Source organism: Bacillus sp. NPDC094077 (assembly GCF_050279465.1).
Lineage (GTDB): Bacteria > Bacillota > Bacilli > Bacillales > Bacillaceae_G > Bacillus_A.
In genome coordinates, this window is record NZ_JBNNUF010000003.1 from 129,776 (window position 1) to 142,874 (window position 13,099).

General features: G+C 37.8%; 11 protein-coding genes and 1 pseudogene. 11 read left to right on the forward strand and 1 reads right to left on the reverse strand.

The window, feature by feature from the left end; all coding sequences use genetic code 11:
• The first annotated feature begins 53 nt into the window (after nucleotides 1-53).
• The 9 genes and pseudogenes from katB to ACQKNR_RS09370 all read left to right on the forward strand — a co-directional run bounded on the left by katB (nucleotide 54) and on the right by ACQKNR_RS09370 (nucleotide 9,893).
• Complete coding sequence (gene katB / locus ACQKNR_RS09330) at nucleotides 54-1,520, forward strand: catalase KatB (RefSeq protein WP_427317992.1); 1,467 nt, start codon at nucleotides 54-56, stop codon at nucleotides 1,518-1,520.
• Nucleotides 1,521-1,647: 127 nt separating this feature from the next.
• A pseudogene (locus tag ACQKNR_RS09335) lies at nucleotides 1,648-1,862 on the forward strand (hypothetical protein).
• Nucleotides 1,863-2,616: 754 nt separating this feature from the next.
• Complete coding sequence (locus ACQKNR_RS09340; protein WP_427317246.1) at nucleotides 2,617-2,967, forward strand: YtxH domain-containing protein; 351 nt, start codon at nucleotides 2,617-2,619, stop codon at nucleotides 2,965-2,967.
• A 45-nt stretch (nucleotides 2,968-3,012) separates the two neighbouring features.
• Nucleotides 3,013-7,545, forward strand: a complete 4,533-nt coding sequence (locus ACQKNR_RS09345; RefSeq protein ID WP_427317248.1) for an HAD-IC family P-type ATPase — start codon at nucleotides 3,013-3,015, stop codon at nucleotides 7,543-7,545.
• 13 nt (nucleotides 7,546-7,558) lie between these two features.
• Nucleotides 7,559-7,855, forward strand: coding sequence for a hypothetical protein (locus ACQKNR_RS09350; protein ID WP_427317249.1), 297 nt, complete (start codon nucleotides 7,559-7,561; stop codon nucleotides 7,853-7,855).
• Nucleotides 7,845-8,078 carry a hypothetical protein gene (locus ACQKNR_RS09355; RefSeq protein WP_427317251.1) on the forward strand — a complete coding sequence of 78 codons (234 nt, stop codon included), beginning with the start codon at nucleotides 7,845-7,847 and terminating at the stop codon, nucleotides 8,076-8,078. The genes ACQKNR_RS09350 and ACQKNR_RS09355 overlap by 11 nt, the downstream gene beginning before the upstream one ends.
• Before the next feature lie 114 nt (nucleotides 8,079-8,192).
• Entirely contained in the window at nucleotides 8,193-8,810 is a 618-nt protein-coding gene (gene ytaF / locus ACQKNR_RS09360; protein WP_427317253.1) for a sporulation membrane protein YtaF, read from the forward strand.
• Nucleotides 8,811-8,830: 20 nt separating this feature from the next.
• Nucleotides 8,831-9,067 carry a hypothetical protein gene (locus ACQKNR_RS09365; protein WP_427317255.1) on the forward strand — a complete coding sequence of 79 codons (237 nt, stop codon included), beginning with the start codon at nucleotides 8,831-8,833 and terminating at the stop codon, nucleotides 9,065-9,067.
• Between the two features lie 184 nt (nucleotides 9,068-9,251).
• Complete coding sequence (locus ACQKNR_RS09370) at nucleotides 9,252-9,893, forward strand: DUF1232 domain-containing protein (RefSeq protein WP_427317256.1); 642 nt, start codon at nucleotides 9,252-9,254, stop codon at nucleotides 9,891-9,893.
• Nucleotides 9,894-10,013: 120 nt separating this feature from the next.
• On the opposite strand, the gene ACQKNR_RS09375 is transcribed toward ACQKNR_RS09370, so the two are convergent.
• Nucleotides 10,014-11,249: an ammonium transporter gene (locus tag ACQKNR_RS09375; RefSeq protein ID WP_427317258.1), complete on the reverse strand. Its 1,236-nt coding sequence runs from the start codon at nucleotides 11,247-11,249 to the stop codon at nucleotides 10,014-10,016.
• Nucleotides 11,250-11,461: 212 nt separating this feature from the next.
• Between ACQKNR_RS09375 and ACQKNR_RS09380 the strand changes: the two genes are divergently transcribed.
• Nucleotides 11,462-12,763 carry an alpha-amylase family glycosyl hydrolase gene (locus ACQKNR_RS09380; protein ID WP_427317260.1) on the forward strand — a complete coding sequence of 434 codons (1,302 nt, stop codon included), beginning with the start codon at nucleotides 11,462-11,464 and terminating at the stop codon, nucleotides 12,761-12,763.
• 10 nt (nucleotides 12,764-12,773) lie between these two features.
• Nucleotides 12,774-13,001, forward strand: coding sequence for a hypothetical protein (locus tag ACQKNR_RS09385; protein WP_427317262.1), 228 nt, complete (start codon nucleotides 12,774-12,776; stop codon nucleotides 12,999-13,001).
• The last annotated feature ends 98 nt before the right edge of the window (nucleotides 13,002-13,099 follow it).

Here is a 13,099-nt window from a genome sequence, read left to right on the forward strand (position 1 = left end):
ATAATTTTAAATAAGTAATTATTCTTATGAAAGAAAGAGGAGGATCTCCCTTGATGAATCCAAATAATCGCTTAACAACAAACCAAGGTGCTCCAGTTGGAGATAACCAAAATTCTCGTACAGCTGGTCGCCGTGGACCGGTATTGTTAGAAGACTATCATTTAGTAGAAAAACTAGCGCATTTTGATCGTGAACGTATTCCGGAGCGCGTGGTGCATGCACGTGGTGCGGGTGCTCACGGGGTATTCGTAACGAAAAACAGCATGAAGCAATATACGAAAGCAGCATTTTTACAAAATGAAGGAACTGAGACACCTGTATTCGTTCGTTTCTCAACGGTTATTCATGGTCAAGGTTCTCCGGAAACAGCTCGTGATCCACGTGGGTTCGCTGTTAAATTTTATACAGAAGAAGGAAACTACGATATCGTAGGTAACCATTTGCCTGTTTTCTTCATTCGTGATGCAATTAAATTCCCTGACATGGTGCATTCTTTAAAACCAGCACCTGATACAAACGTTCAAACACCAGATCGTTATTGGGATTTTATGACGTTAACTCCAGAATCTACACATATGATGACATGGGTATTTTCTGATTATGGTACACCGGCAAACTACCGTGAAATGGAAGGCTTCGGCGTCCATTCATTTAAATGGATTAATGCAGAAGGTAAAATTGTTTACATTAAATATCACTGGAAACCACAGCAAGGTGTACGTAATTTAAGTGCGAAAGAAGTGCAAGAAGTACAAGGAAATGACTTCAACCATGCAACTCGTGACTTATTCAATGCAATCGAAAAAGGAAACTATCCGAAATGGGATTTACACGTACAAGTTATGCAACTAGATGAAATGGATTCTTTAGACTTTGATCCATTAGATCCAACGAAAGTATGGTCAGAAGATCGCTTCCCATTAATCGAAGTAGGGACAATGACATTAAATCGTAACCCGAAAAACTTCTTTGCAGAAGTAGAGCAAGCGGCATTCTCTCCAAGTGCAACTGTAAATGGTATTGAACCATCTGAAGATAAATTATTACAAGGGCGTTTATTCTCTTACCCAGATACACAGCGTTATCGCCTTGGGGCAAACTACTTACAAATTCCTGTAAACTGCCCATACGCAGCTGTTCGTAACCAACAACGTGATGGTGCGATGCAAACGAATCAAAACCCATCTACAATAAACTACGAACCGAGCCGTCATACAGAAAATCCAGTTGAAGATCCAACTTACCGCGATTCAACTATGAAAGTAGAAGGCTACGTATCTCGTGAAAAAATTGAGAAACCAAATGACTTCAAACAAGCGGGTGAGCGTTACCGTTCATTCTCTAAAGAAGAGCAAGATAACTTAATTGCAAACTTAACAAACGACTTAAAAGACGTAAATGAGCGCACGAAATTACTAGCTATTTGCAACTTCTTCCGTGCGGATCACGACTACGGAATGCGTTTAGCACAAGCGTTAAATGTTGATATTTCGCAATATGTAGGGAATACTCCAAAATAAATAGGAAAAGACGGCCGATTCGGTCGTCTATTTTTTGTAAAATATGTTTTGCATAATATGTAAAAGGTTTTGTGCTTTTGTCGAATAAGTTTGACATACTTTATTTGTATTGTTTGCTATTGTAAAGATGTTTATAGCAATCGGGAAACAGGGTGATGAGCGCGCCATGTTTATAGAAAATAAAGCGATGGCTGAAATCTTTCAAATCGCTATGGGGTTAATGGTATTTGAGATGATCCCCTTCATTTATCACCGTTTAATCCGGTTCGCTTTTTAGCTGTAATAGCAATTGCGTTTCTTATTATACTAAGCGCAAATAAAAGGAAGTACGGTGATTCGTAAGGTATTGTTCTTTCAGTCATGTCGGAATTTGTTGTGTCGAAACGTCGATATATTTAAAGGAGCGATCGATATAATTGAAAAATCGTTGATATATTTACGATAATACTAAGTGGGGTATGCACGGGTTTGAATAATTAATATGTATCAATCCCGATATAAAGCGGAAACGATAATTATAACTTAATAGAGTTAAGCAGCCTGAGTTCTACATCGATAGGAACTCAGGCTTTTTTATGCAAAAAATTTATGAAATCTTTTTGGAATAAAACTTAAGACAAGAAAGAGCGCGATTTCACCTAAAATAGCGACAGTGATATTGAATAAAAAGGTGCGGAAATTTGCAGTAATGTGATTGAGGATAGCGTATTTCCAATAGGATAAGCTCATGAAAGTCACTCCTTATAGCATTTTTTATAGTATATAAAATTTGTTTCGTAAAAGTGCATGTCCTGGTTTGTAATTTGTAAAAAAAACAAAATGAATTCTCAATATAATCTCAACAATTAAGTAAGTTGAATGGAATATATTACCTGTATCGTTACATAGAAATAGGAGTGTTCGCGAATTATTTTTTAGAATTAACATAAAATTCACAAAAAACTAATAAATTGTTGAAATAATACAAACGAAAATATATACTCGTTATATACTTTTTACAAAATAAGGATGTGATGTAATGAATAACATGTTTACTTAGTTGTATATGATTGATTTGTTTTACAAATTCGAAAAAATTAAGTGAGGAGAAATGTACATGTTTCGATTTATGAAATCACCAATCGGTATAGCGGTTGGGGTAGCAGCGGTTATATTGGCGTCACCAAAAGCGAGAAAGGGACTAAGAAACTTAGCGGTAAAAACAGTATCTGCTTTTCTCGGTGCAAAAGAACAAATTCAAAGTGCTGGTTCAGAAATGGAAGAAGCTTTACCGAAAGTAAAAGAAGCGGCACGTAAAGTGGCAGTAAAAACAGTATCACCAATTATTGGAGCGGTAGAAGCTGTCCCAACTACAATTTCTAAATTCCAGGAAAAATGGGCGTCTCGTATAAATGCATATCATTCCAATGAGAGTATAGATTACGAAAGCTTACCTGTCACTCCTTAGATAGTAAGTGATTTTACTTCCTTTACAAGGATAAGGAGGATGATGATGCAGAGTAAAACATTAAAAGCGAGATTTATAAGATCGTTACCTGGAAGAATTCGAATTGAAATATATAAACTAAAATACAACATGAACATGGCGAACTTGATAGTAGAACGTTTTCGTGACGTGGAAGGTATTTATCAAGTGAGTCCCTCTATTTCTACAGGAAGAGCCCTTATTATTTACGATATCAACAAGACCTCTCTACATACAATTTGCGAAATAATTCAACTCCTAGAAGAACAAATTACAAAGAATAATAACCTTAATAATATTGAAAAAACGAAGAAAGTAGAAGATTCTTCATCTAGTGAAGTTTCTTACGAGAAAAAAGGTGAAGGTGTTCCGATACCGCTAGCACTTTCTGTCGTTGGATTAGGTGCTTTCGGCATAAAACAATTGTTTATGGGCAGATCGACTTTAGCGAGAAGTCCGGGACTTTTTTACGCATCCGGTGCTTTATCCGTTGTGACGGGATATCCGTTTCTGAAACGTGGATTCAAAAAAATGGTTGCTAGCAAAAAAGTGAACTCCGATTTAGTACTTGGCATAGGAACGCTTGCACTTGCGCTCGCACGAGAAAACATTGTCGTGCTGGCGGGACTTGGTCTATTAAACTATTTAAATTGGAAGCGTAGTCAAGTGAAGATAGATGACGCTTATGAGGAAAGACTTTTGCCTCCGGAGATTAAAGCGTATAGCGAAAAACAATCAAAATGGGGCATGCTTTTTGGAGGAGCAACGTGGGCCTTTACGAGAAACCCATTGCGCGGAATGGCGGTTTTATTAGCTGCGAATCCGAAACCTGCTGTTTCATCTGCCGAGTATGCTTGGCGGCAAGGAGATCTCGTTGCAAGAGAAAGAGGGTATCTCATTCCAAACGAGGGATCATTATCTCAATTGTCTCGAACGAGAACAATCGTATTTGACGATACCTCGCGCATTTTCCACAAGGAAGAAGTGGAGACTAACTGCATTTCACAAGATGGAGATGAAGGGCAAGTTTGGTGCACGGCAGCCTCACTACTTGAGAAAAGTGAGTATGAATGGAACGATGAGGTTGTGCAGAAAGCGAAACAAACAGGAAGAACGTTAAGGAGAGCTTTTGAAGTCGAAGTTGATGATGAAGGGATAAAAGGTGAAATACAAGGTATTCCTTCCTTTGTCGGTAGTAAAGTGTTTGTAGAACGAAATGGTGTAGATACAAGCACTTATGAGTTAGAGGCAAAGAGACTTAGCAAAGAAGGGTTCAATGTTCATTTTGTTGCTAAAGGTCAAAAGTGCCTCGGATTGTTAGTTGGTTCAAAAATAGCTATTGTTCCTGAGTTTGCGGACATCTTTCATGAGTTAAATGAAAATAAATGGACGATAGCTGTTATGAAAAATAGTTTAAATATGAATCATAGCGTTCTTTCGCAGTATGGTATTGATACAAGCTGGCAACATAGTGATGTCACTAAGCGGGTGGAAAATATCAGGGCCAGCGGAGAAGAAGTGTTATTTGTCTGTGAGGATAACAGTGAATTTCCGTCAGTGCCTCCTCATGAGACGAAAAATATTTTTCAATCAAAAGCCTATGCGAAACGAATCGATATGTTGGTGAAAGAACATTTTCGAGTAGCAAAAATGTGGAATATTGCCGGAGAGATGCTGGCTGTTTGGTCTATATTCACAGCGCCTGTCATCGCTTTAATGGCGAACGCTCTATCTTTAACGTTTTTATCTAGAGCGAAGCGGGTGAGTGAGAAGATTTTTTCTAATAAAGAGCTATTGAATGTGAAGCACTCTATAGCGAAAGAAACTTCTAGTAAGTGGTATACACTCTCGCAAGAAGATGTAATGAATGATTTGCAAGTGGAAAAGCAGCAAGGGTTAAGCGATAGAGAAGTGCAAGTGCGACAAGAAAAGTATGGAATGAATAGAATTGAACCGAAGCAGTCCATCTCTTGGATTGTGTCATTTATGGGGCAATTTAAAGAGTTTACATCGCTTATTTTACTTGGAGCAGCTGGATTGTCTGTATTATCGGGCGGGGTGTTTGATGGATTAGCGATGGGGACAATTCTCATTGTGAATGCGGTAATTGGAACGCTTCAAGAGCGAAAGGCCGAAAAAGTAGTGGAAGCTTTAAATCAATTCCGTGCGCCGAACTGTACAGTAATCCGAGAAGGAGAAGAAGTAGAAATAGCAAGTAGTGAACTCGTTCCTGGTGATATTGTCTGCCTTCAAGCTGGAGATCGTGTGCCTGCTGACCTTCGTGTTATGCACTCTTGGAATTTAGAAGTTAATGAAGCGATGTTAACTGGAGAGTCTCTTCCTGTTGAAAAGAAAGTGAATGCTATAGAAGAATGCTCGTTAGCTGAGCGGAACAATATGGTCTTTATGGGAACGTCCGTAACGCGTGGCAAAGCGAGAGCGATAGTAGTAGAAACAGGGATGGGAACAGAAATGGGCTATATGATTTCCTTAATAAAAGGAGAAGAAACAGAGCCTACACCACTTCAGCAAAAGGTGACCTCTATTAGTAAAACATTTATTAAAGGGGCATTTGTAGCTGGTGGTATTGTGCTTGTGGCGGGGTTACTACGCGGTTTACCGATTACGCAAATGATTACAACGTCGGTTGCTCTTACGGCATCGGCTGTTCCAGAAGGTTTGCCGATTATGATTACAATTGCTTTAAGTGCAGGGATATTCCGTATGCAAAAGCAAAATGCACTCGTTCGGAAACTTTCTAGTTTAGAAACGCTAGGCCGGACAACTGTTATTTGCTCTGATAAAACAGGTACTCTTACGAAAAATGAAATGACAGTTAAAGTCATCGCTACGCCGAATCGTGTATGGAGTGTATCAGGTAACGGATATGAACCAGTTGGTACGATTTCGGATGTAACGTCATCTAAAGTCGCTGCTGCTGTAGAGATGGAAGTAGAAGAAGCGACTTATCATGAAAGTGAAAAAACACCGTTAGAACATCCAGATTTAATCCGCGTTCTTCAAATTAGTGTTCTTTGTAACAATAGTAAATTAGAACAAGAGGACGATCAGTGGATTGTGAAAGGTGACCCGACTGAAGGAGCTTTATTAAGTTTGGCTTCTAAAGCGGGTGTGTCACATGAAGGTATGACATCATTTGAACGGCATCATGAAGAACCGTTCGACTCTGAGACGAAAATTATGAGTGTCGTTTGTAAGGAAAATGAAGCGATATATAAGTTTTCGAAAGGATCTGTAGAGGCGATTCTTACTAGGTGTAAATGGTATCAACATAATGGTGAAATATATCCGTTAGGTGATAAAGAAAAAGAAGTCATTTTACAACAAAATGAAGAGTTTGCAGAACAGGCGTTACGGGTATTAGGCTTTGCGTACAGTGATGGTGAAAATGATGATCTTATTTTTGTTGGATTAGTTGGTATGATTGATCCGCCGAAACCTGAAGTAGAAGAGAGTATACGTGAAGCAATTGAACTTGGTGTAAAGCCTGTCATGATTACTGGGGATCATCCGACTACAGCGATTTCTATCGCGAAGCAGACTGGTATTTGGAATCGTGATGATCGTGTTTTAACAGGGATAGAAATTGATAGTTTGACAGATGAAGAATTAAAAGAAGTTGTAAAAAATACTTCAGTCTTTGCTCGGGTAACACCGGCTCATAAATTACGCATAGTGATTGCATACCAAGATGACGGTCAAATTGTTGCAATGACTGGAGATGGTGTGAATGACACGCCTGCTATAAAGAAGGCGAACATCGGTATTGCAATGGGGCAAACGGGAACAGAAGTAACGAAAGAAGCTGCGGATCTCATATTGAAAAAAGATCACTTCGGTTCCATTGTTGAAGGGGTAAAAGAAGGTAGAACGATCATTGGTAATATTCGTAAAGCAGTTGGATGTTTATTAACGGGGAATTTAGCTGAAGTATTAGTAACAAGTGTGGCGGTTATTGCTGGGATGCCGATTCCGTTAGTGCCAATTCAAATTTTATTGATGAACCTTATTACAGATGCTTTACCGGCAATGATTTTAGCAGTAAATCCAGGAAATAAAACGAAGCAAACGAAACGTCAAGATATTGTTGATAAAGAGTTGTACAAAAAGGTTGTAACACGCGGCATACTGCTTGGAGCGGGTTCACTTGCTTTATTTGGTGTGAGTTTAGCGGCTGGGGTTCCTCTTGCAGTAGCGCAAACATCAGCATTTGCTGCATTAGTTGCAGGTCAACTTATTCAAACGTTCTCTTGGAGACAAGAAGGATCGGACGAAACAATGCGCGATTGGTCAAAAGATCGTTTCTTTGTGACAGCGCTAGGAACATCTTGGCTCGTATTGCTATCAGCTATATATGTTCCGCCGTTCGCCCGTATATTCCATACAGTACCATTAACACTTATGCAATGGATACCTGTTCTTCTTGTAGCCGGCACAGTTTCTCAAATTTCAAAACCTATTATTAATTTAATTTCATATAAGAATGATGACTCAGAAAAGCCAGTAGTTAATGAACTAGCATTATTAAAAACAGTGTAAAGGAGCAATGAAAATGATACGGAAAATTGTTATTGGATCTACTTTAGCATTAGCAAGTGCCGCTTTATTACCTGTTGTAAGAAATACACTTCGTCCACTTGTTGAATCAGGGGCAAAAGGTGTGAAATCTACTTTTGAAACGATTAAAGAAGAAGTAGAAGATATTATTGTAGAAGCGCAAATGGATAGAATGCAGAAGCAATTTGAGAAAGAACTTTCTTATGTCGAAGATGATCATGATGATGAACAAGAGATAATAGAAGCGGCCGCGAAGATTGAGGAAAAGGAGGAAGTAAGAAATGACGCATAAAGCTGTGGAACAAGATGTAGATTACCATTTAGAAAAAGCGTTAGAGCATTTTGAGCAGGCGTTAGATTTAAGTATAAAAGCAGCATTAGAAAATAAATCGATGCAAAAGGAAATTTCTACTAAAATGGGATCCTTTACGGGAGAAATTTTTCAATCTGTTCGTGAAAAAGGGAAAGTGAATCGCATAAATATAATGAAGTGGTTCACTCTTCCTCGTTTTTAAAAAGAGGTGTTAAGTGGAAGGAATATAGGGAGTTTTTTCTCCCTTATTCATATTCCATACTATGTATGTCACGTTAGTTTCCGAAATGTTTAATGATACGAAGGGGTGAACGAAATGGCAGCATGGATGATGGTATTAGCACTGACATTTTCATCAAGCATCGATAACTTAGGGGTAGGAATTTCTTACGGTATTCGAAATATAAAAATTAGTCATCTATCAAATTTTATTATTTCGGTAATTTGTTTTTTATTTAGTGTAGTAGGAATATATTTTGGTTTATGGCTATCAAAAATTTTGCCAGGGATTATGCCAGTTGTAATCGGTTCGTTCTTATTAGTTATAATCGGTCTCCGAATTATTTTACTAGCTATTCCTCGTAAGGCTTCGGTGCAAGAGACTGAAGGTGAAGTGCAGGCGGCAGAAATAAATGGTTTAACGAAAAATATTGGTAGATCTGGGGAAATTGGTTTTGTGGAGTCTATCTTTCTTGGAATTGGTTTGTCTGCTAATGCGCTCACAAATGGATTAGGAGCAGGTTTATTCGGTTTGAATCCAATTGCTATTTGTATTGCAGCTGCAGTTGGTAGTTTTATTACAGTATGGGGCGGAGTTGTATTGGGAAGAAAGATAGCTCACGTTCGCATCGGTAAATTCACTTTAGGTCAGTTTGGTACATTGATTAGCGGAGCGTTACTATTACTTATTGCGTTTGCTGCTTTTTTGGATTAATTCGTAGAAGGTGAGTGAAATTGAGATTACTGTATAAAAGGCTAAAGTATTCGGAGCTAGAGTCGGAGTTACAATTAGTAGAAAGTGTTTTAAGTTCAGGCTACTTTATTTTATTAGATTTACTCTTTCTATCTTTCTTATTAATGGTACTAACCTTCTCTCTACATCATTCATTTTTTATGGCAATTATTATTTTCGTAGGTTCTTACATAAGTTGCGGTAGTGTATTTTTTTTATTGAGAAAATGGTTAAAATGATTTAGGAAAGCTATCTTATAAATTTAAGATAGCTTTCTTTTATATGTTTGCAAAATGTAAATGTATAATAGAGCTTCTATCTTGTAAATAGTCAAAAAAATTTGTTAATATGAATTATATAGAGGTTGTAGTTAATTTTCGTATAACAGCTATGATTATTCTCGTGAATAAAGGGGAATGGGATATGTCTCAAGACAATGATAAAAGTAATCTTGGATTGTTGTTGAAAAAATTACTGAAGGAAAAATCTTTATCAATGCGAAAACTGAGTTCGCTTACTGAAATTGATACCGCTACCATTTCAATGATTGTAAATGGTAAGCGAAAAGCAAACCCGAAGCATTTGCAAAAGTTTGCAGAGAGCCTTGATGTTCCGGTTGGTGATTTGTTTGTGGCGGCAGGTTATTCTATTGAAATGAAACAGGAGGAGCAATCTGATATTCATGTTTCCATTAATAATATTGAACATTTACTTGAATCTGCCCAGCTCTATGATCAAAAGTTTAGTATATCGAATGTAGAGCAGCAATTAGCGAATTATGAACAATATTCGCAAACAGAAGAGGGAAAAGAAACGATTGAAAAGGGGTTTCTTGAAAAGATTCAAAAAGTAAGCAGTATTGGCCCGTTTATTAATGATTTAAAAGAATTGTACGAGAGATTTACGAAGAAGAAGGGGACAACTGCAGAACTTGCTTTAATGGGAAGTGCGCTAATCTACTTTATATTATCGGTCGATGTAATTCCAGATTATATATTTCCAATCGGCTATTTAGATGATGCAGTTGCGGTACAACTCGTTTTAAATGCACTAATGAAGAGATAAGGTGCTTATATGAATAGATAGATAAATATATTTGTATACCGATAGTTTGGGATGATTGTGTCATTATGAATATACGAAAAAGGTGTACCCCGTGTTAGAACGGAGTACACCTTTTTCGTTTTAATTTGCGGATTTTTCTACATACTCATAAGCTTTCTCCCCGTGCATCGAAATATCAAGCCCCATATGTTCCTCATGTTCATCGACACGAACAGGGAGGAAGAAGTTAATTGCTTTAATAATGGCATACGTCATTATAATTGTGAATGCATATGTTGCCCCAATTGCTACGAGTTGTTTAAATAGTAAAGCGGTGTTTCCGTAAAACAACCCGTTGGCGCCATCACCGTTTACAGCAGTAGTTGCGAATAGTCCTGTTGCAATACCGCCCCAAGTTCCTCCGATGCCGTGGCATCCAAACGCATCAAGTGTGTCATCATATCCGAATTTATTTTTTAAGAAGAAGACAGCGCCGAAGCATAATACGCCTCCAATTGCTCCGATAAGAAGAGCGGAGAAAGGTGTAACAAATCCGCAAGCCGGTGTAATTGCGACTAACCCAGAAACAACCCCGCAAGCAGCTCCCATCGCAGTCGGTTTTGATTGGAAGAACCATTCAGATAGCATCCAAGTTAGAGCAGCGGCAGCAGCGGCTATATTTGTATTAATAAATGCAGTTAAAGCTACGTCGTTTAAGGATAATGCGCTCCCGACGTTGAAACCGAACCAGCCGAACCATAGTAGACCGGCGCCTAACATCGTAAATGGTAAATGGTGAGGAGAGGTACCGCTTATGTTTTTTCGTTTTCCGAGGAAAATAGCTAATACAAGACCAGCAACACCAGATGTGATATGAACGACATTACCGCCAGCGAAGTCTAACGCGCCGAGTTCTTTTAGCCATCCGCCGACGCCCCATACCCAATGAGCGACGGGGTTGTAAACGATTGTTGTCCAGAGAAGGATAAAAATAAGAAAGGCTGAAAATCGCATTCTTTCAGCGAATGCACCTGAAATTAGAGCGGGAGTTAAAATAGCGAACATGAGTTGGAACATCATAAATAAATTGTGAGGAATAGTAGATGAGTAGTCTGGATTTGGTGCGTAGGTAACTCTGTTTAGGCCGAACCAATCGAGATTGCCTATAAGCCCGTGCCAATCTGGTCCGAAAGATAAAGAATATCCGATCACAATCCACTGAATCGAAACGATAGCCATTGCGCTATAACTATGCATTGTCGTACTCAAGACATTTTTGCTGCGAACCATGCCCCCATAAAAAAGTGCCAATCCTGGTGTCATTAACATGACCATTACTGTCGTTACAAACATAAAAACCGTATCTCCCGTATTCATTCAATCCCCTCCTGTAATGTTAGATAATGTTACGTTATTTTGTTATGTTTCATATCATATTCGAAATTAAAGTGAAAATCAACTGATTTTTTAGAAAATTCAATTATACATGTAAGGAAATCTGACATGATGTATTTTTGAAGGAATGAAATCAGCGTATGCGCTTCGTCTGAATAATTGGTATAATATTCTTACAATTAAAAACTTGGGGGATGCGTGTGGGAAAAATACGGACTAGGAAACTATTCACTTGTTTTTGTTTAGCTGTCGTTTTGTTTGTACCAATACATACTTTTGCAGACGAAAAAAGAGAGTGGCGAGACGAAGTCATATATTCTATTATGGTTGATCGCTTCAATAATGGAGAACCGAAAAATGACAAGCAGTTAGACGTTGGTAATTTAGAAGGTTATCAGGGCGGGGATATAAGAGGAATTATAAAAAGACTGGATTACATAAAAGATATGGGATTTACCACTGTTATGCTTTCTCCGCTTTTTGAAAGTGGAAAGTACGATGGATTAGACGTGCGAAATTTTCAAAAAGTAAATGAACATTTCGGAACGGAAAATGATGTGAAAGAGCTTGTAAAAGAAGCTCACGAAAAAGGAATAAAAGTTGTATTTCAATTTCCGCTTGGAGAAAACGAACAACAAGCAATCGACTCGATGAAATGGTGGATAAAAGAAGTCGATTTAGACGGGGGTTATGTAATACATAGTGAAAAAAAACCGCGCTCTTTTTGGGATGACGTGCAAAAAGATATGCAAGTGATAAAGAAAGATTTTCGCATTATGACAAAGGAAGATAGTGAATACAATGAAAAAATAGTAGAATCGTTTTCTAAAGCGGATGTATCGGTGAAATCGTTATATGATGTGAGTAAAAAAGAAGAGGAATTTGTTACGTTTTTAGATAATCAAGACACAAAAAGATTTGCACGTATCGCCAAAGAGAATATGTATTACCCGCCATCTCGTTTAAAACTAGCGCTCACTTACTTATTAACATCACCAGGAATTCCGAACTTTTATTACGGAACTGAAATCGCATTAGATGGAGGAAGTGTACCGGATAATAGACGATTAATGGATTTTAAATCAGATGAAAAGTTTATGCAGCACATAACAAAACTCGGTGAACTTAGACAAATGAGGCCATCTTTACGACATGGTACGTTTGAACTTTTATATGATAAAGATGGAATGAGTATACTAAAACGAAAGTATAAAGATGAAGTAACATTAGTAGCGATTAATAATACGAAAGAAACACAAAAAGTTTCCTTACCTGCAAGTACGATTGGTGAAAAACAAGAGTTAAGAGGATTGTTAGAAGATGAAATTATAAGAGAAGAAAACGGGAAGTTTTATCTCGTTTTAAAGCGTGAAGAATCGAATGTGTATACAGTTAGTAAAGAAACAGGTGTGAATTGGTTATTTATCTCCTTAATAGTCGGTGTGAACGTATTATTTATTGCGTTTTTAATTACGGTTAAAAGGAAACGTAGATGAGGTGAGATATTTGCGGAAAAAGAAGTTGCTCGCTCTATGTTCATGTCTGCTTATTGGATTTGTAAGTTTGTATTTTTGGGACAACGGTGAAGATGGGGAATTTGTTCGGTGGGGCGATAGTGTTCATACTGTTAATACAGCAGTTCTTAAGAGGAATAATATTAAATACAAAATCGAAAACGATAAAGTATATATTCCGGAAAAATCATTTGATAAAGCAATATGGTGCTGCTCTTAATGAATATAAAAACTCCTCTAATGAGAGGAGTTTTCCAGGCTGTGGAGAAAGTCTTCTCCCTAGCCTGTTTTTGTGTCTTAATCCCTTTTTTGTTTCGA